This window comes from Corynebacterium jeikeium, assembly GCF_028609885.1.
Lineage (GTDB): Bacteria > Actinomycetota > Actinomycetes > Mycobacteriales > Mycobacteriaceae > Corynebacterium > Corynebacterium jeikeium.
On sequence record NZ_CP063195.1, the window covers coordinates 1281976 to 1301467 of the forward strand.

12 protein-coding genes are annotated in these 19492 nt (G+C 58.8%); 8 read left to right on the forward strand and 4 right to left on the reverse strand.

All coding sequences use genetic code 11. The features are described 5' to 3' along the window. The first annotated feature begins 188 nt into the window (after positions 1-188). The 3 genes from CJEIK_RS05700 to galE all read left to right on the forward strand — a co-directional run bounded on the left by CJEIK_RS05700 (position 189) and on the right by galE (position 3093). Positions 189-1220: a sigma-70 family RNA polymerase sigma factor gene (locus CJEIK_RS05700; RefSeq protein WP_005295062.1), complete on the forward strand. Its 1032-nt coding sequence runs from the start codon at positions 189-191 to the stop codon at positions 1218-1220. A 102-nt stretch (positions 1221-1322) separates the two neighbouring features. After that, positions 1323-2045: a metal-dependent transcriptional regulator gene (locus CJEIK_RS05705; protein ID WP_005295065.1), complete on the forward strand. Its 723-nt coding sequence runs from the start codon at positions 1323-1325 to the stop codon at positions 2043-2045. Between the two features lie 13 nt (positions 2046-2058). Beyond that, positions 2059-3093 carry a UDP-glucose 4-epimerase GalE gene (gene galE, locus CJEIK_RS05710; RefSeq protein ID WP_172544878.1) on the forward strand — a complete coding sequence of 345 codons (1035 nt, stop codon included), beginning with the start codon at positions 2059-2061 and terminating at the stop codon, positions 3091-3093. Here galE and CJEIK_RS05715 read toward each other — a convergent pair. Beyond that, positions 3050-4552, reverse strand: a complete 1503-nt coding sequence (locus CJEIK_RS05715; protein WP_248623859.1) for a DUF4192 family protein — start codon at positions 4550-4552, stop codon at positions 3050-3052. The two genes, galE and CJEIK_RS05715, sit on opposite strands and share 44 nt — an antisense overlap. A 217-nt stretch (positions 4553-4769) precedes the next feature. Between CJEIK_RS05715 and CJEIK_RS05720 the strand changes: the two genes are divergently transcribed. Both CJEIK_RS05720 and CJEIK_RS05725 read left to right on the forward strand, forming a co-directional pair. Then, entirely contained in the window at positions 4770-5849 is a 1080-nt protein-coding gene (locus CJEIK_RS05720) for a PAC2 family protein (RefSeq protein ID WP_005295073.1), read from the forward strand. A 6-nt stretch (positions 5850-5855) separates the two neighbouring features. Further along, positions 5856-8414: a DEAD/DEAH box helicase gene (locus CJEIK_RS05725; RefSeq protein ID WP_005295075.1), complete on the forward strand. Its 2559-nt coding sequence runs from the start codon at positions 5856-5858 to the stop codon at positions 8412-8414. Between the two features lie 18 nt (positions 8415-8432). Here the strand turns inward: CJEIK_RS05725 and CJEIK_RS05730 are convergent, their stop codons facing one another. Next, positions 8433-9395: a hydrogen peroxide-inducible genes activator gene (locus tag CJEIK_RS05730; RefSeq protein ID WP_011273652.1), complete on the reverse strand. Its 963-nt coding sequence runs from the start codon at positions 9393-9395 to the stop codon at positions 8433-8435. Between the two features lie 71 nt (positions 9396-9466). Next, complete coding sequence (locus CJEIK_RS05735) at positions 9467-11545, reverse strand: neutral/alkaline non-lysosomal ceramidase N-terminal domain-containing protein (protein WP_034964955.1); 2079 nt, start codon at positions 11543-11545, stop codon at positions 9467-9469. Positions 11546-11793: 248 nt separating this feature from the next. Here CJEIK_RS05735 and hrpA point away from each other — a divergent pair, with 248 nt between their 5' ends. Then, the gene (gene hrpA / locus CJEIK_RS05740) at positions 11794-15771 is read left to right on the forward strand and encodes an ATP-dependent RNA helicase HrpA (protein ID WP_005295083.1); all 3978 of its coding nucleotides are present in this window, start codon (positions 11794-11796) and stop codon (positions 15769-15771) included. Positions 15772-15783: 12 nt separating this feature from the next. Here hrpA and nrdR read toward each other — a convergent pair whose 3' ends face one another. Continuing rightward, positions 15784-16275 (reverse strand): transcriptional regulator NrdR, encoded by a 492-nt coding sequence (gene nrdR / locus CJEIK_RS05745; RefSeq protein WP_011273655.1) that lies wholly within the window; start codon positions 16273-16275, stop codon positions 15784-15786. Positions 16276-17002: 727 nt separating this feature from the next. Here nrdR and lexA point away from each other — a divergent pair. Both lexA and CJEIK_RS05755 read left to right on the forward strand, forming a co-directional pair. After that, positions 17003-17806 (forward strand): transcriptional repressor LexA, encoded by an 804-nt coding sequence (lexA, locus tag CJEIK_RS05750; RefSeq protein WP_005295088.1) that lies wholly within the window; start codon positions 17003-17005, stop codon positions 17804-17806. A 333-nt stretch (positions 17807-18139) separates the two neighbouring features. Next, the gene (locus CJEIK_RS05755) at positions 18140-19348 is read left to right on the forward strand and encodes an IS110 family RNA-guided transposase (RefSeq protein ID WP_005297392.1); all 1209 of its coding nucleotides are present in this window, start codon (positions 18140-18142) and stop codon (positions 19346-19348) included. Positions 19349-19492: the final 144 nt, after the last annotated feature.

Here is a 19492-nt window from a genome sequence, read left to right on the forward strand (position 1 = left end):
TTCGCTTTCGCATCCCTAACCGCTGAAACCGGCGACCCTATTGCGGGGGTAGAGGAAATTCCTTCCTAAGGAGGAGTCGGGAACAATTCAACGAAGATGTCCGTTAACCCCTTAGAGCTTCGGCACATAACGAGAAAAATCTTGAACGAGCTTGAGCGCTATCGAGCCACGGGAGGCACACCAGTACCATGAAAAACTCCATGATTGATGACGAATACAACGGCATCAACAACGGTCAGGGCAACGGCGATTCGACCGACGATAGCGACAAAAAGGAAGACAAGGGGCGGCGCCGAGGCAACAACGAGAACCCGTCGGCAGATTTGGTACGCGTATACCTCAACGGCATCGGCAAGACAGCCTTGCTGACGGCCGAGGACGAGGTCGAACTATCCAAGCGCATCGAGGTTGGCCTGTACTCGGAGTACCTGCTGTCCAACGCTGAGAAGCTGACCCGCGCAAAGAAGCGTGACCTGAAGGTTTTAGCTCGCGAAGGCAAGGCAGCCCGCAGCCACCTGCTGGAAGCGAACCTGCGACTGGTGGTATCCCTGGCTAAGCGCTACACCGGTCGCGGAATGCCACTGCTGGACCTGATCCAGGAGGGCAACCTGGGCCTTATCCGTGCCATGGAGAAATTCGACTACACCAAGGGTTTTAAATTCTCCACCTACGCAACGTGGTGGATCCGCCAGGCCATCACCCGTGGCATGGCCGACCAGTCCCGAACCATCCGCCTTCCCGTTCACCTCGTTGAGCAAGTCAACAAGCTGTCTCGGATCAAGCGCGAAATGTATCAGCAGCTGGGCCGTGAAGCCACCAATGAGGAGCTATCGGAGGAGTCCGGCATCGAAGAATCCAAGATCGAGATGCTGCTGAAGCAGTCTCGCGATCCGGTGAGCCTGGACATGCCCGTGGGCAGCGATGAGGAAGCCCCGCTGGGCGATTTTATTGAAGATTCCGATGCCACAGACGCGGAGACTGCCGTTGTAGCTTCCCTGCGTCACTCCGATGTACGCGCGGTGCTCGGCACACTGGAAGAGCGCGAGCAAGACGTCATCAAGCTGCGCTACGGCCTCGACGATGGCATGCCCCGTACTCTCGATCAGATCGGCCGCCGCTTCGGGCTTTCCCGTGAGCGTGTGCGACAGATTGAGCGCGAGGTTATGGCAAAGCTGCGCGAAGGCGATCGAGCAGACAAGCTGCGCGAATACGCAGTCTAACCACCCCGCCGGAAAACAAGTACCTATATTTATGCCCCGTTTCCTAAGTGAACGGGGCTATAATCGTGTGAAGTCAATAAGCAAAGAAAGGGCGTAGCGCACGTGAGGGATCTCGTCGATACTACTGAGATGTATCTCCGAACGATTTACGAGTTGGAAGAAGAAGGCATCCCACCGCTGCGCGCTCGCATCGCCGAGAGACTGGACCAGTCCGGCCCCACGGTGAGCCAGACTGTAGCCCGCATGGAACGCGATGAGCTTCTGACCGTTGAGAAGGATCGTTCCTTGAAGCTCAGCGCACAGGGGCGCGCCCTGGCCACTGCCGTAATGCGTAAACACCGCCTGGCGGAGCGCCTGCTTACCGACGTAATCGGCCTTCCTTGGGAAAAGGTGCACGATGAAGCCTGCCGCTGGGAACACGTCATGGGCGACGAAGTTGAGGTTCAGCTGGTAAAGGTGCTCAGTGAGTACGCCACCTCTCCCTTTGGAAACCCAATCCCGGGTCTGGACGAGCTGATGGAGGGCATCCCGGATTCCGAGCGAGCTGAGCTGCGGCAAAAGATTGACAACCTGCAGGTGGTTACCTCGCAACGCGCATCCGACATCGAACCACCGGAGCCGATCCAGGTGAAGATCCTGAGTATCAACGAAATCATCCAGGTCGAGCACAAGCTAATGGCTAAATTCCACGCGCTCGGAATGCGTCCGGGAAGTGTTGTAGATCTCGTGGCCACCGAGGACGGCCTGGAGTTCAGTAACGACAACGGCGCCATGGTGGTTCCGGAAGAACTCGGCCACGCCGTGCGGGTAGAGAAAGTCAACTAATTGGTGCGGTAGCGTGGGGAATGTGAGTAGCATCGATCTTTCCTCTTCCTCCCTGTCCCCCTCATCCCACATTGTCGTCACCGGTGGTGCCGGGTACGTAGGCAGTGTGTGCGCCAGCGTGCTGCTGGAGCACGGCTTCCGCGTAACGGTTGTTGATGACCTTTCCACTGGCAACGGATACGCCGTGCCGGACGGAGCGACCTTCGTTGAAGGCGACATCCGTGACGTAATCTCCGATGTCTTCGCGACCGGTGACGTAGCTGCCGTGATGCATTTTGCCGCCCGCTCTCTGGTCGGCGAGTCCGTAGAAAAACCGGACATTTACTGGCACCACAATGTGGGCACCAGCCTGTATCTGCTGGATCAGATGCGTGAGCACGGCGTGCAGAACCTCGTGTTCTCCTCCACCGCAGCCACCTATGGGGAACCCGAGCAGGTACCCATTACCGAAGATATGCCCACTGCTCCCACCAACCCCTATGGTGCATCCAAGCTGGCGATCGACCACATGATCACCTCCTACGCTAACGCCTATGGGCTGGCCGCAACTTCACTGCGCTACTTCAACGTCGCCGGTGCATACGGCGACATTGGTGAGAACCACAAGGTAGAGACACACCTGATCCCGTTGGTGCTGCAGGTTGCCCTCGGCCACCGGGAACACATATCCATCTTCGGCACCGACTACCCCACCACTGACGGCACCGCAGTGCGCGATTACATTCACATTCGGGATCTGGCGGACGCCCACTTGCTTGCTGCGGCTTCCAACACCGCTGGACAACACCGTATCTTCAACCTGGGCTCCGGCGATGGCTTCAGCGTGCGCCAGGTTATCGATACATGCCGCGAGGTGACCGGCCACCCGATTCCTGCCGTTGAATCGCCGCGCCGCGCGGGCGATCCCGCCACACTCATCGCCTCCTCCGCAAAGGCGAAGGCTGAACTCGGCTGGAACCCGACCCGCTCCGATCTGCACACGATCATTTCAGATGCATGGTCGTTTAGCGGACAACTGGGTGATAGGTTGCATTCCGCACAGCGTTAATCGCGTCCCAGTCGACCGTTTGTAGCAGGCGCTCGTATTCCCAGGCGAGGTCTAATCCGGCATACTCTCGGACTGTGACGTAGGAGCGCTCCGGAACCCAACCAGGACCTTCCGAAGAGCCTTCCGACTCGCCGGGATCGCCCTGCTCTCGCAGATCATCCGGGTCCTCCCCCGCATCCAGATCCATCTGCACATTCGCCATTACCGTACAAGCAGCGCGCACTGCTTTGGATAGCAACAGTTTGATCTTGCCTCTCTGATGCGCATCCAACGCTGCAATCGCGAGATCCGCGGTGAATTCGTCGAGGGTGCTAAGCCGGGGATTCCTGTTAGAGCCATCAGCTTCCTCCACGCCTCGCAACAGGTCTTCCAACGCTACTTCAGGGTCGACAGCTGCCTCGTCCAGCCTGTCCAGACTGTCCAGCTGGTCCAGCTTCGCACACGCATCCTCGGTGTAGAGATCCGCCTCGAGCTCCTCCAGTAGTCGCGTAAGCGTGTGGTAGGCGAGCACTCCTTCGTCGTTAGCCGACGCCACCAGCGCCAGAATCAGCATGACCCGTCGACGCACCGAGCCTGTCGTCCGCCGCGCGGTACTTGCAAGCATTTCCCGCAAAATGGCGCTATTTACGCCGAGCGACCACGCGATGACAACAGTGTGCAAAAACTCATCACAACAGATCGCGGCGAGGCTATCAATTAGGTATTCGTCTTCGCATTCCTCTTCCAACACTCGCTGCCCTTCCGCCACTGCAGCCACCCCGACTAGCACTTGGATTAGATCGACCGTCGTGGCCTCTCCACGATCCTGCAGCATCCAATCCGGTGCTGCGATGTTCGCCGGGTCCAACCAACGTTCCATCTCTTCTCTGTTTCCCATTCGGCGGGCTCCGCTGAGTGCACTTATATCCGCAAGTTCGTTGGTTTCGACGTTCGCCACGGTGCCCGTCTCTCCATCCAGCACGTCAGTCCAGACCTCCCCCGTGGAGATTCGGGACACCTCCAGCGCAGACTGTATTTCCACACACCCCTCCTGTAGCTGTTCGATGGCGGAGGCCACACAGGCACGCAGGCCGTCGTCCATGTCACCGACGGTGAGGATGATGGCCTCTGCCGCTGGGGCGTCACAAAGAATCTTTGTGAGACCACGAACCGCTTCGGTCACTGCGGCAGGATTTAGGTCGCAGCGTAGGACTGGGCCGATACGAAAGCGGCGGTGGTTCTCCGGCAGCGGGGCGGGACCGGTGGGTTCCGTATTGGTCGGCTCCGCCGGCTCGGAGGAAGCGATAAGGCCGATGATGACCATCGAGTCGATCGGCGGGAAGCCCAGCAAGGACGGGATGGCGGCGATCAGTTTTCCTTTGTCGGCCCCGAGATGGACCGAGGGAGCTGGCATCGCGGAAGCACCGGCAGTGGGAATAGATTGTGGGTTTTGTTCGTTGTGTTCGGGTGAGTTGCTCATGCACCAGATACTCGCGGAGAAAGATTATTTCCGTGGCTACAAATGCTGCGGGCGAAGGCATTGCCCCAGGGGGCTGTGAATAACTCAAAACTGTGGATACAGCCAGTTGGCTATTCGACTTAAGCGCCGTCTCGGCCTAGGCTGTCCGAACTGCCTGATAGGCTAGGCAGACGGTGTTTGGTTCAAAAAAGGTTCCGCCGGAAGGGAGAGCGAAACTATGCATCAGCACTTCGAAAACAATGGTGACGAGCACAATGGCCGCCACGAGCGGAAGGCTGCGGGCCGGATGTACGAGATGGAATACCCGGCTCCGATCCAGTTTGATCGCCCGTCCATTGCAGACGAAGCTACGGGGCTGGGCAGCGCCGTCGAAGGCTCCGAGGAGCTGCCGATGCTAGTCGCACTGCAGGGCTATGCCGACGCGGGCCAGGCTGTGTCCAGTGCCAGCTCCCATTTGCTCGCTGCCCTGGAGCACAGCCCTGTGGCCTCGTTCAAAGTGGATGAACTGATCGATTACCGCTCCCGTCGCCCCGGTGTGACGATCGATAACTCCAAGGTGATGGACAGCGACGATGTGCGCCTGGATTTACACCTGTTAAAGGACACTCAAGGTCGCCCGTTCCTTCTGCTCAGTGGCCTGGAGCCGGATCTAAAATGGGGAGCTTTTAGCGATGCCGTGGTGGATCTGGCGCGTCGTGGCCAGGTGGGGATGGTTGCCTCCCTGTACTCCGCCCCTATGACGGTGCCGCACACCCGACCACTGGTGATCTCCGCGCACTCATCGGATTCTTCGCTGATCCAGGACTTCCACACCTGGGATTCGAGGATGATCGTCCCGGGAGCTGCGGCGCTGGAAACGGAGAAGAAGCTAAACCGCCACGGGTTCGAGACAGTCGGTCTGACCGCACATGTGCCGCACTACATTGCGGCCTCCGACTACCCAGAAGCACCCCTGCGCCTATTGCAGGCCTTCGGGAAGGTTGCTAACCGTGAGCTGCCGCTGAAGGCCCTGGAGAAGGAGCTAGAAAGGGTGCAGCACCAGCTGCAAGACCAGGTCGAGGACTCCCAAGAGATTGCCACGGTCGTCAGCGCGCTCGAGCACCAATACGATGCCGAGATGGAACGCATGCGCCGAAAGCGGGAGAATAACCTGCTGAAGCCGGGGCAAGACATCCCGACCGGAGAGGAACTGGGCGCTGAGTTCGAGGCGTTCCTGCAGAATATGTCCGATGGGGATCTGTCCGACGAGAATGGCGCAGACAACAGCGCCGATTCAGACGAGCAAGAGGAAAACTAGAAAACATTGGGTATTGCCGCCGAACTAGCCGAACTGCTTCCGGACCTCGACGAAGTTCCAGAATCTCTAATTGATGATGCAATTCTGGAATCCTTCCTCGGCTGGACGCGCGACCGCGGCATTACCCTCTACCCCGCCCAAGAAGAGGCGGCCACGGCGCTAGTCGCCCAGGACAACGTCATCCTGGCCACCCCCACCGGGTCCGGCAAATCCATGGTTGCCATCGCAGCGCACTTCATCGCCATGGCGCGTAAGCAACGCAGCTTCTACACCGCACCGATCAAGGCCCTGGTGAGCGAGAAGTTTTTCGACCTGTGCCAAACCTTCGGGCCGGAGAACGTCGGGATGATGACTGGTGACGCCACCGTCAACGGTGGGGCACCCATCATCTGCGCCACTGCCGAAATCGTTGCGAACATTGCTCTACGCGATGGCGCGAAAGCGAAGATCGACCAGGTAGTGATGGACGAGTTCCACTACTACTCGGAGCCCGACCGCGGCTGGGCTTGGCAGGTTCCGCTGCTGGAGCTCCCTAAAGCTCAGTTCCTCTTAATGAGTGCCACCCTGGGCGATACAAAATGGCTGGAGGATGACCTCACCGAACGCACGGGGCGCCAGACAACCCTGGTGACGGGTACCACCCGCCCAGTTCCTCTGGATTTCCACTACGTCTACACCCCCGTCCACGAGACAGTGGAAGAGCTGATCAGTGACGGCAAGTCGCCGATCTACATCGTCCACTTCACCCAACGCGAGGCCATCGAGCGTGCCCAAGCTTTGACAAGCATGAAGCTGGTGAACGACGAAGCGAAGGCAGCCATCGCCGAGGAAATCGGCGACTTCCGTTTTACCTCCGCCTTCGGTAAAACCCTTTCCCGTCTGCTGCGCAAGGGCATTGGCGTGCACCATGCGGGCCTGCTGCCGAAATACCGGCGCCTGGTTGAGCGTCTATCGCAGAAGGGACTGCTGAAGATCATCTGCGGCACCGACACCCTGGGCGTAGGCATCAACGTGCCGATCCGCACCGTGCTGATGACGGGGCTGACAAAGTACGACGGAGTGAAGCACCGAGTGCTGAAGTCCCGTGAATTCCACCAGATCGCTGGGCGCGCAGGCCGTGCGGGCTACGACACGGAAGGCACCGTTGTGGTCCAGGCACCGGAGCACGAGATCGAGAACTTCCGCCTCCGCCAACGTGCTGGAAGCGACCCGAAGAAGATCAAGAAGCTGCGTAAGCGCTCGGCCCCGGAAGGCCAGGCTACCTGGAGCGAGTCGACTTACGAGCGGCTTACACAAGCGGAACCAGAAGAGCTAACCAGCCAATTCCGCATGAGCAACTCAATGTTGTTGAACGTGGTCGCCCGCGACCAGTGGACCTTTGAAGCTCTCGAACACCTACTGCGCACCAACCACGACACACGCTCAAAGCAAAACAAGGCCATCCTGCGAACAATTGAGCTCTACCGTGGACTTATCAACGCCGACGTGGTCGAGGAGTATGCGACGGACACTCCCAGTGGCAAGGATGCACGCCTGACCGCGGAACTAAGCCGCGACTTCGCGCTAAACCAGCCACTTTCCCCCTTCGCACTGGCTGCGCTGGAGCTGCTGGACCCAGAATCCGAAACCTTCGCCTTGGACGTTATCTCGACATTTGAGGCCGTGCTGGAGGATCCTCGACAAGTGCTTATAGCGCAGCAGAAAGCGGAGCGGGGTGAGGAGATCGCGGCGCTAAAGGCAGAGGGCGTCGATTACACCGAACGCATGGCCATCGTCGAAGACATCACCTGGCCCATGCCGCTGGCCGACGAATTAGACCAGGCTTACGACACTTTCTGCGAGGGCAACCCCTGGGCTCGGGACTTTCAAATCAGTCCAAAATCTATCGTCCGCGACATGGTGGAAAAAGCCATGACTTTTTCCGACTTCGTATCCACATACGGACTGGGGCGCTCCGAGGGCGTGGTGCTGCGCTACCTGACAGATGCCTACCGCACGCTAGAGCACTCTGTGCCGGAAAGCTACCGCTCCGAGGAACTCGATGACATCCTCGTATGGTTGGGCGAGCTTATCCGTCAGGTAGATTCCTCCCTCATCGACGAGTGGGTGCAGATGGCCGACCCGGATGCCCCGCTGACCGAGGATCAGGTCGCCGAGCACGCCTATGGGGTGGAGGATACGAACCTGCTGTCTGCCAACCCGCAGGCTCTGACCCGCATGGTGCGCAACTACTTCTTCCGCCACGTGGAGCTCTTCGCCTTCGAGAAGGAGCGCGAACTAGCGGAAATGGACGATTACCTGGACTCGCCGCCGGACTGGCCCGCCGCGATGGACGACTACTTCGACGAGTATGCGGATGTTGGTGTGGACGCCGCCGCGCGGTCGAATAAGAACATCCTCATCAAGCGCGGCACCGGCTCCGAGGCCGGAAGTTGGTTTGTCCGTCAGATCATCGACGATCCGGAAGGCGACCACGGCTGGGCGCTTGAAGGTGTGGTGGACCTCGCCGCGACGGACGAGGCCGGTGAGATCCGCCTGTCGGAACTCACGATCGTGCAGGGATAGCCCTAGCCATAAAGGCGCTTAAAGGAACGTCTCCAACACGCGGCGGCTTTCCTTCGCCACATGGTTGAAGGACTGCGCCACGATCTCCCCCAGCGCTGCGTAGTCATCGATTCGCGTAGAGCTCGAGCGGTAAGCCATCCCGATCGTACGGCCGGCGCGCACCGCACCGCCAGCGAACGTTGCCAGGGCGATACCCGGACGCTGGCATTCCACGGCCACTGCAGACAGCGGCACTAGGGTCGCGCCCAAACCGGCGGCTACCAGTTGGATCACCGTGGACAAGCTTGCAGCACGGGTCACGGAATGGCGCGGGTCGTTGGCCATGTCCACGGTGCGGCAAAGCTCGAGGATTTGGTCGCGCAGGCAGTGGCCGTCGTCCAGCAGCAGCAGTTCGATGTTCTTCAGTTCGTCTACAGTCAGATCCTTCCGACCGGCAAGAGAGTGTCCTTCCGGCAGAACCAGCACGAACTCTTCGGTGTATAGATCAACTGTGTTTAGCCCACCGCCTTCGCCCGGCATGCCAAGCACAGCAACGTCGATCTTGCCCTGGCGAAGTGCGTCCACCAACAGCGGGGACTTCTCCTCCACAATGCGCGGCTCCAGCTTGGGTGCGACATCGTTAACCGTGTGCAGCACGTCGGGCAAGATGTAGGGCGCGACGGTGGGGATCATTCCAATGGCTAGAGAACCGACCAGGCCACCATGGGCGCCCCGAGCGTGGGTGACGAAGGTCTCCAAGCTCTCCAGCGTTGCTTGCGCGAAAGGAAGAAGCCCTCGCCCTACTGGGGTGACGATCACCTTGCGAGTAGATCGTTCGATCAGTTGCACACCTAGCCCCGCTTCCAGCGCGGCCAGCGCTTGGGACAGCGACGGCTGGGAGATCCCCAGGTGTGCGGCGGCGGTACCGAAGTGACCGTGTTCGGCGATGGTCACGAAGGTACGCAGTTGGGCGACTGTTGGTCGATACTCTCTTTGAACCACGTCCTCAACTCTACAGCAATTATTAGAAAAGTATAATTACAACCGGAAAAATAAGTACCTTTGCCCTATATCTAGCTCACCTGTAGTTCAGCGGTCCCCTCGAAGGGAGACAGCTTGCCCAAGAAGGCCTTCCAATCGCCCTTGAGGCGCACGGTGTACTTGCCGGGCTGCACATCGCGTGTGCCCCACTCGACGGTGGTGCGTGTCTGCCCGAAAGAATTCTCGAAGGTGATTAGAGTGTTCTCGCTAGAGTCGTCCGCGACCACCTTCCCGCTGGCGTCCTCGATCGTCACGTAGCCCTCGCCGTGGCGCATGTCGTTGTTCGGGTTCGCGCCTACAAATACCACCCGCGCCTGCGAGCCGGCCTTTACTTCCCTGGGTGCTTCCAGCACTTCTCCGAACTTCTTTCCCGGCGGCGGCGCATCCATCCAGTTGTCGCTTCCCGGCACATTCGGGATCAGTCCGGTGAGGTCGCCCGCGGGTTGTCCAACCTCCACCGGCTTTCCCTCCTTGAGAGCGTGCGCCATCTCGTCGAGCACGTCCTGAAAAGCGGACAGCTGATACTGGCCGAAAATCGTCGCGCCGCCCTCGTAGTTCTGCGCCTCGTACTCTTCGGGCGTGGTGATGTAGTGGCCATAGGCGTTGGTGTATCCCTGCACCACGACGGTGTTTTCAGGCACACCTAGCGCCGCCGCGACGGTGCGCTTCATGCGCAAGCCGCTGGTAATCGTCGGCTCGAAACCAAGGCTCACCAGAACAAACGAGCCCAGGCGGTGGATCGTGAAGGGATGGACCTGCTGAATCATGCCGTCGATGTACCCCATTGGCAGCAGGCATTCCTTCGGGCCGTGGATGTCCTTGATCTCTTGGGGAGCCAGGAAATTGTTGAGGTCGCGGACCCACGGGTTACCTCCGCGCTCCCCCTCGTTGAAGCCCAGGATAGGAACACCGCCGCCGTCTTCCTGCGAGGATCCTGCAAATGCCGCTCCCAGTACCGCCGGCCCCAGCTTGTGCTCCTTCTTGTCCGGCGTAAAGCGGGGACTGGCCACCAGCTGTGGGCAGTTCACCCATCGCATGCGCCCATCGATGCCGCCTGCCGACCAGTCCTTGCCCAGGTCGTTGGTCGCTGCCATCATCCTCTCACCAAGAATCTGCGCGGACTCGCGCTCGTCTGCTCCCGGCCCAGAGTTGGGCGTCAACCCCATATTCGGAGTGATATCACCCGGGGTCATGTTCGCAAAGGCCGCGACAAATGGCGCGTCCTCAGGGTATCGGTGCACCACACCGTGTGCTTCCTCCGTCGCCCAGGCTGCGTAGCCCTTGTTGTCGCCTGCGATGTGCTTATACTCCGCACCGAAGCTCGTCGGGTGCAGTGAGTACCAATTGATCAGCCCGACCTGCTTGCCGCCGCGCGAAACGTGGAGGGTCACACTGCGTGTGTCCACACCGTTGGGTAGCGCCTTCTTGTCCTCTTCGGGGTTCCTGTCCCACGAGGTCTTTGACCTATTGACGCCGGCATCAGCGACCGTTGTTTCAGCCACGGTTACTTCCGAAGGCTGGATATCCGCGTGCGCGCGCTCAATCGCCGTTACGATCCCCGCCACCGTGGCCTCAAAAGTCTTCGGGCGGAAGCCGCCGTGGGTGATGTCAACCATCAGGTGCTGGGATGTACCACCAGGAGCCACGTGAGTGTGAGTTGCCGCTAGAAGGACATTGGATTGGTTGTAGAGGTCTCCGAACTTCTCCTTGAGGCGGCGGAGCACCTCCAGGTGGATGGACTGGAACATCAATCCGACGTCGCAGGTGACGTGAACGAGACGGGAATTGTCGCGGTTGGCGTCAACAAAAATAAATGCCCGAGCGTATTGACGGCGCTGTATACCGACGGTCTTTTGCTCGTCCACGGCATAGCCGAACATACCGGCACCCCAAGGCTCACCGGTCATATCTGCCAATCCGCGGCCGACCTGGAAGCCTCCCCCACTGCCGTTAGCAGCGTCTTGTGCGCTTGCTCCAGGCGCACCAGCCGAAGCCCAGAGGACGGTTCCGGATACTGCAGCCATCCCGCGGAAGAAGCTGCGACGGCTGAGCTGGGAGCTCAGCGGGTTCTGCAAGTTGTTTCGGGTGGCGTTATGGCCGTGTTCACACATGAGGTCTCTCGTTTCTCAAAACTACTTAAAAAATTAGATTGTTTTGACTGACGAAAGACTAGACCAGATCCATTGACCCGCGGGATCGTTTCCGTATATTAAGTAAATATTTATGCTGGTCTAATCTTTTTTGGGGGTAGAAAGCGCGGAGGGGCGTAGGTTCCTCCCATAACAGCACGTTGCTAGAATCGGCCTGTTCAGCCCTGAAAATCTGGGAAGTTTTGGCTAGCGAGACGGGTGATTCACACATGACGGACGCGGACGGGTCGACATCCCCCACCAACGAGAGCCGTACCCAGGGCAAGCCACAGGGGCGCAGGCGCTCCCGGCGACGCTCAAACAAGCGCCGCCGTCCGCAATTCGTCCGCAGCATCCCTCCGATTTCCTACCCCGATCTTCCCGTCTCTGAGCGGCGGGAAGACATCAAACAAGCCATCGAAGACAATCAGGTCGTCATCATCGCGGGCGAAACCGGCTCGGGTAAGACCACCCAGATCCCCAAGATGTGCCTGGAACTCGGCCGCGGTCGCACAAAGGTGATCGGCCACACCCAGCCGCGCCGTATCGCAGCTCGCAGCGTGGCCGAGCGTATCGCAGAGGAACTCGATCAGGAGATCGGCGACGATACCTCCCTGGTCGGCTACAAGATCCGCTTCGACGATACGATCTCGAAGCACACCGCCGTGAAGCTCATGACAGACGGTGTGCTGCTCAACGAGATCCAGCGCGACCGCCTACTGCGGGACTACGACACGATCATTGTCGACGAGGCTCACGAGCGCAGCCTCAACATTGACTTCCTCCTCGGCTATCTCAAGCAGTTGCTGCCGAAGCGACCCGACTTGAAGGTCATCATCACCTCCGCCACCATCGACCCCGAAAGTTTCGCCAAGCATTTTGCGGACGCCAACGGCTCCCCCGCCCCGATCATCGAAGTCTCGGGCCGCACTTACCCGGTGGAGATTCGCTATCGGCCGCTTGTGACGGAACGGGAGAACCCGAAGACCGGCGAGGTCATCGAGGTGGAGACCGACCCTCTGGACGGCCTCGTCGGGGCGTGTAGGGAGCTGATGCGCGCCGGCGACGGCGACATCCTGTGTTTCTTCTCCGGTGAACGCGAAATCCGTGACGCAGCCGAGGCATTGGAAGGCGAATTCGCTGGCGCCGGCGGAGCACGAAAAGTAGACGTTCTGCCACTGTTCGGGCGCCTTTCAAACGCCGAGCAGCACCGTGTGTTCCACACAGGCCCGCGCCGACGCATTGTACTGGCCACCAACATTGCAGAAACCTCGCTGACGGTCCCCGGCATCCACTACGTCGTGGACACTGGCTATGCCCGCATTTCTCGCTACTCCAACCGCACCAAAGTCCAACGCCTGCCGGTGGAGCCCATTAGCCAGGCCAGCGCCAAACAGCGCTCCGGCCGCTCCGGCCGTATCGCCGACGGCATTGCCATTCGCCTGTACTCGGAGGAGGACTTCGAGGCACGCCCGGAGTTCACCGACCCCGAGATTCTGCGGACCCACCTGTCCAGCGTAATCCTGTCCATGGCCGCCCTCGGCTTGGGCGATATTGAACGCTTCCCATTCCTCCAGGCACCCGACAGCAAGTCCATTCGCGACGGTGTAGCTCTGCTGCAGGAGCTCGGGGCGTTGGCGTCCACAAAAGAAGCAGCGCTTACCCCCATCGGCCGCGACATGGCGCGTATCCCCACCGACCCGCGGCTCGCGCGCATGCTGGTGGCCGGGCACGCGAACAATATCATCGAACCCATTGCGGTGATCGTGTCGGCCCTATCCATCCAGGACGTGCGCGAACGTCCCCTAGAAAAGCAGCAGCAAGCAGACGAAATGCACGCGCGTTTCAAGGCGAACTCAGACTTCGTGAGCCTGCTTAAGCTCTGGAACTACCTGCAGGAACAGCGCCAGGAATTGTCGGCGAATAAGTTCCGCAGGCTGTGCCAGCGGGAGTTTATCCACTATGTACGCGTCCGCGAATGGATGGATTTGGTACGCCAAATGCTCTCCGTTGTACAGGACCTTAGCTGGAAGATTCCGAATATTCGCCACGTGAGGGAGCTCGTTTTCGAGCCGGAGGCGATCGACGAGGATCTGGTTCACCAGTCCATACTCACTGGCCTTTTGACCCACGTGGGAATGCGCGAGGGGAACTCCAAGCAATTCACTGGCACCCGCGGATCGCATTTCGTGGTGCACCCGTCCTCTCACGTGTCGAAGAAGCCCCCGCAGTGGCTCATGGCTGCTGAGCTGGTGGAAACCTCTCAGGTCTTCGCCCGCACGGTGGGGCCCATCGACCCTAGCTGGATCGAAACGATCGCCCCGCACATGGTGAAGTACAACTACTCCGAGCCGGTTTGGTCGTCTTCCCGCGGGGCGGCAATGGTGCACGAAAAGGTGTTGCTTCTGGGCTTGCCGATCGTCGCCGACAGAATGGTTAATGCGTCGAAGGTGGACCGTGCATTGGCGCGTGAATTGTTTATCCGGCACGCACTCGTGGAGGGCGATTGGAAAACCCGCCACCACTTCTTCGCCCACAACCAAAAGCTTCTCTCCGAGGCGACCGAATTGGAGGATAAGGCTCGCCGCCGCGATATCGTTGTCGACGATCAAACGCTCTTTGATTTTTATGACGCCCGCTTGCCAGAAAAGATCGTGTCCTCCCGACACTTCGATTCTTGGTGGAAGAAGGCTCGCCATAAAGACCCGCACCAGCTGGACTTCACACTAGACGCACTGATTGATTCGGAGGAGGCTGCGAAAGCCGCTGACGAATTCCCAGACGTCTGGCGACAGGGCAGCCTGGAGTTCGAACTCAGCTATGTCTTCTTGCCGGGTGACCCGGACGACGGTATGACGATGCGTGTGCCGATCCCCCTGTTGGCTAACGTCTCCGAGCCGGAAACGCGCTGGTTGGTTGCCGGTATGCGGGAGGAGCTGGCGATCGCCCTGATCCGTTCCCTGCCCAAGCCGTTGCGCACGAGTGTGGTTCCTGCCAGCAATTTCGCCAGCGCAGCCTTAAAGCGGATGGTTCCCTTTGACGGAGAGTTTGGGTTCGCTCTAGCCGAGGCTCTGCGGGAGCTTGGCGGCCAGGGAATCTCCGCACAAGATTTTGACTGGTCGCGGGTTCCCGGCCACCTGCGCATGCAATTCGCAGCTATCGATCGCCGCGGCAATGTGATCGAAAAATCGCGGGACCTGAAGTACCTGCAGAACAAGCTGGCCGGACAGGTCACGTCGGCCATTGCGCAGGCCGCAGCTCGTTCCAAGGGTGCAGCCCCGAGCGATGCGGCGCAGCATACACCGTCGCGCCGGAAGGCCTCTAAGAAGCAGGCTGGAACTTCGACCGGCGTGCTAGCCACCGCTGATGCGTGGACCGCTGACGGCATCGGCGTGCTGCCTGAAACGGTGGAAACAGTAGTAGACGGCCAGACTCTAAACACCTACCCTGCGATCGTCGCTACTCAAGACAGGGTGACCTTGAAGGCCTTCCCCACCAAACAGGCTGCGGACGGCCAGCAGTTCACCACGGTCTTGAACATGATGGTCGCAGCCTGCACTGTCTCCCCGAAGCAGATGATAAAGGGGCTTCCTCTGCGCCAGCGAGTGGCTATGGAGAACACTCCAGGGGGTGTGGATGGCCTAGTCAACGACGTTGTGGCGCTAGCTTGCCGCGACATGCTGATGAAGTTGGGGCCCGTGATCCGCGATCCGGACAAATGCGACGAAGTCGTGGCGGTAGCCCACTCCCAAGGGCCCGGGCGGGTGCGCCAATACGTGGTTGCCTTGGCTCCTGCGGTGCTCGCAGTCGCAGATATGTCGGCGGAACTCAAGGGATGGTCCGGTGAGGCGATCGACGACATGCACGCGCAGTTGAACTTCTTCCTGGGTAAGCATGCGATCGCCCGTAATGGGATCGAGCACATGCGCCACGTACCACGCTATGTGGAGGCGATGCGTGCCCGTCTTGAGCTGATGAAGGCTGACCCTTACAAGGAAGAGGACCTGGACCAGGAGGTTCAGGAAGCCTTTGAACTGTTAGAAAAGACCAAAAAGCGTTTGCCAACTGCGCGGGCCGCGTCGCCGCAGATTAAGGAGGTGCGCTGGATGATCGAGGAGTTGCGCGTTAGCCTATTCGCCCAGAACCTCGGTACGGCGCATTCCGTTTCCCTGCAGCGAATCCGCAAGAAACTGGAAAAGATTCGCTAGCGCTTTTTGCCGCTAGTTATCTTCGCTGTTATCCCCCACGGGAGGGGCGGCTAGCGCTTGGCGATGAGCCCGCAGCGATTCGATCTCCTGCTCGAAGTCTTCAGCGCAATTAAAAGATTTATACACCGAGGCGAAGCGCAGATAGGCAACCTCGTCTAGAGTTCGCAGCGGATCGAGAATCGCCAAGCCGATCTGGTTCGCTGGCACTTGCGAACCATGCGCCACGCGCACAGCCTGTTCCACCTCATGAGCAAGGCGCTTCAGCGCGTCGTCCGAGACATCGCGACCCTGGCAAGCACGCCGAACACCCTTGATAACCTTCTCCCTACTGAATTCCTCAGTCACCCCGTTGCGCTTAACCACCAGCAGGACGGACCTTTCGATGGTGGTGAAACGGGTCTGGCACTCGCTGCATTCACGACGACGGCGAATAGATACGCCCATTTCGATAGAACGCGAGTCGACTACGCGGGAAGATTCAGAATTGCAAGAGGGACACAACACGCCCTCTACCTTAGTCTGAGTCCAAACCAGGACAGAAGATTTCTAAAGCTACAGTCCCCGCTCCCCGTCTTAAGGATCGCCCTAAGGAATCAACACGGGAGCAAGCCCTAACAGCACTGACATTGCACCCAAGGAAAACACAGTCGCTCCAGGAGAGTGAACTACGCGATCCACACGAGCGCGCAGAGTCGCGGTACGTGCCGATCCTACTTCGAACACCCTTTCGTTAGAACCGGAAATACGGGCAGCCTTTTCCAAAGATATCGAACGCCTTACCGGCGCCGTTGCATAACTAAAAGTGTTCGAATTAGACCTGTTAGCAACCACATCCCAGTCAGGCTTGCGAACCCTAGGTTGGCGTAGTGGAGCAACACGTTCGTGGCGCGACACACGGACGCGGGTATCGGACTGACGGGACGTTACCTGACGCACAATCGAGGTGGTCATGATGATTACTCCTTAAAACATCAGCGCTACTCTTAAAGTCTCACTGGCAGCTTCCTTCACTGTGGTTCCCAGTGAAACATCCGCCCCAGACAGGCTATTGCTAAACATTAGAACACTAGATCACGTGTTCTAATTTCCGATGCAGTAAGTAATTTAGCACGCTTGTTCGAACATGTCGAGCGAAATTCGAACATTTTCGAACACATATACTAGTAATCGTTTAGTTTTCGGGTAGAGTCAATGGCGATAGCTGAACCGAATACCGAACGAGGTACACCCCGTGAGCATCGACAAATCGAGTGACAACCCCACCCCGCGCCCGAAGCTCGGCCGCCCGCCGAAGTCGGAGGCCGATAAGCGCGCAGAGAAAGAGGCGCAGAAAGACGGCAAGAAGCCGGCATTGAGCACCCGTCAGCGCCGAATCCTCGAAGTCATTAGGGATTCGACCATCATCCGCGGCTACCCGCCGAGCATTCGCGAGATTGCAGACGCAGTTGGGCTGCACTCCACCTCTTCCGTTTCTTATCACCTGACCCAGCTTGAGAAGCGGGGTTATCTCCGCCGCGATGGCAAACGTCCGCGAGCCGTAGACGTCCGAGCATTCGACGGTGGCCAGCTCACGAACGAAAGCACCAAAAAGAACGCAGGCTCGCCCCAGCCAACTTCCGCGGCTATCCCGGAACCGACCACCGAAGGCGAGACCATGCCAGAGGCGACCTACGTTCCGGTTGTAGGCCAGATTGCGGCAGGCGCCCCAATTCTCGCTGAGCAGAATGTTGAGGCTCACTTTCCCCTCCCGCAAGAACTCGTGGGCAATGGCGAGCTTTTTCTGCTTCAGGTTGTCGGCGAATCCATGCACGACGCCGGCATTTTCAACGGTGACTGGGTAGTCGTGCGTTCGCAGTCCGTCGCCGAATTTGGAGACTTCGTTGCGGCCATGATCGATGGCGAGGCGACAGTCAAGGAATTCCAAAAGGATGCCGACGGCCTATGGCTTATTCCCCACAATCCGCTGTTCGAGCCCATCCCCGCTGAGGAGGCAACAATTCTGGGCAAGGTTGCCGCGGTCCTGCGCAAGATCTAAGTCCCATTACGTTGTTGGCAGTTCCGCTTGAAGGAACTCAGGATTCGTACTCCTAGCCCCATGCTGGGGCAGGTTATGTTTGTCTGCGTTCCTTCTGCCTTGGGGCAGTGGAACTAGTCGCTGGCTTCGGTATGGCTTGTTTTCGTCCCTGTCTGAAAATGATCCGGGGGGTGATGCCGCCGAAGGCAGTGGCATACTCCAGACTGCTAATAGGAACCTGACCCGCACAGAATGTGCGAGGTCTCAAAGTAATGTGGATGCCAGCGTGAAGTATGTCCGACCACCAGCGATGAAATAAGTCCCATACTCATTCAATTCGCTAGGAGGTCTGGCATGACCTACGACTATGTCATCGGCATGGACGTCGGTAAATACTTTCACCACGCTTGCGTCTTAGATATCGACGGCACCCAGGTGCTATCTAAGCGCATCAACCAAAACGAAAAATCCCTGCGCGCACTGTTTTCAGCGTTCAGCGCACACGACCACAAGGTCCTTGTCGTCGTGGACCAGCCCAATAACATTGGTCGACTAACTGTCGCGGTTGCTCAAGAACTCGGGATCGACGTGCGCTACCTTCCCGGTTTGGCTATGCGTCAACTCTCGCGCATCCACGCTGGCAATGCCAAAACTGATATCCGGGACGCCTATATCATCGCCCACGCTGCAAAGAACCTTCCGGAATCCCTCCGCAGCGTCGACCGCGTCGAAGAAGCCTTCCTCCAGTTGAAGGTCCTCAACGGTATCGACGAAGATTTAGCGCGCTCCTACACCAGGCTCATCAATCAGATTCGAAGTGCACTAGTAGGCTGCTACCCGCAATTCGAACAGGCCCTTCGCGGTCAGATAATTCACCGCAAGTGGGTTCTGCACCTACTTGCACGCTACGGCGGACCGACCAAGATAAAACGCCTCGGAAAGGCCAAGGCAACTGCCTTCGCTCGACGCTATAAGGCACGCAATCCTGAACCTGTCCTCGATGCCATTTTCGCTGCCATCTCTGAGCAAACAGTTGCCATTGCTGGTGCACACTATGCCGAAATGGGCGTAGCAATGTCGGCGAAGGACGCGCTTTTAAAGCTCGAGCACCGCACACAAATCGAGCAGGAAGTCATCGAGCTCATCAACGACATCCCCCACACTCAAATCCTGCTATCCATGCCAGGAATCGGACCAAAGACGGCAGCACAAATTCTCATGACCGCGGGCGACATGACCGACTTCCCGACAGCTGGGCACCTAGCCTCTTACGCTGGCTTATCACCTCGGACAAACCAGTCCGGGACCTCGATCATGTCGAACTCACTGAACCGAGCCGGCAATAAAAAATTAAAGAACGCCCTATGGCAATCATCTTTTGCATCCATCAGATTCCACGAGCGTTCCCGGCAATTCTATGAACGAAAGCGCCGTGAAGGCAAAAGACACAACGCCGCAGTAGTAGCACTAGCCCGCAGACGACTCAACGTCCTCTACGCCATGATGCGCAACCACAAGCACTACCACGATCCCGCACCATCACAGGAAGACCTAGCAGCCTAGACACTAAGAGTAAAGATAGCCGACCGGGTAAAATCCCAGTCGGCTAGCAGCCATGCCCGAAAACAACACGACCAAACAACCCCGCAGAGAGAATCCGCCCCCAATTTCTCCACCCGCTAGGTTGACAACCTATATAGGAACACC

Excerpts from the sequence above, each read along its gene's own strand:
- CJEIK_RS05700 (WP_005295062.1), top strand. The coding sequence starts at position 189 with ATGAAAAACTCCATGATTGATGACGAATACAACGGCATCAACAACGGT.
- CJEIK_RS05715 (WP_248623859.1), bottom strand. The coding sequence starts at position 4,552 with ATGAGCAACTCACCCGAACACAACGAACAAAACCCACAATCTATTCCC.
- CJEIK_RS05720 (WP_005295073.1), top strand. The coding sequence starts at position 4,770 with ATGCATCAGCACTTCGAAAACAATGGTGACGAGCACAATGGCCGCCAC.
- CJEIK_RS05735 (WP_034964955.1), bottom strand. The coding sequence starts at position 11,545 with ATGTGTGAACACGGCCATAACGCCACCCGAAACAACTTGCAGAACCCG.
- hrpA (WP_005295083.1), top strand. The coding sequence starts at position 11,794 with ATGACGGACGCGGACGGGTCGACATCCCCCACCAACGAGAGCCGTACC.
- CJEIK_RS05755 (WP_005297392.1), top strand. The coding sequence starts at position 18,140 with ATGACCTACGACTATGTCATCGGCATGGACGTCGGTAAATACTTTCAC.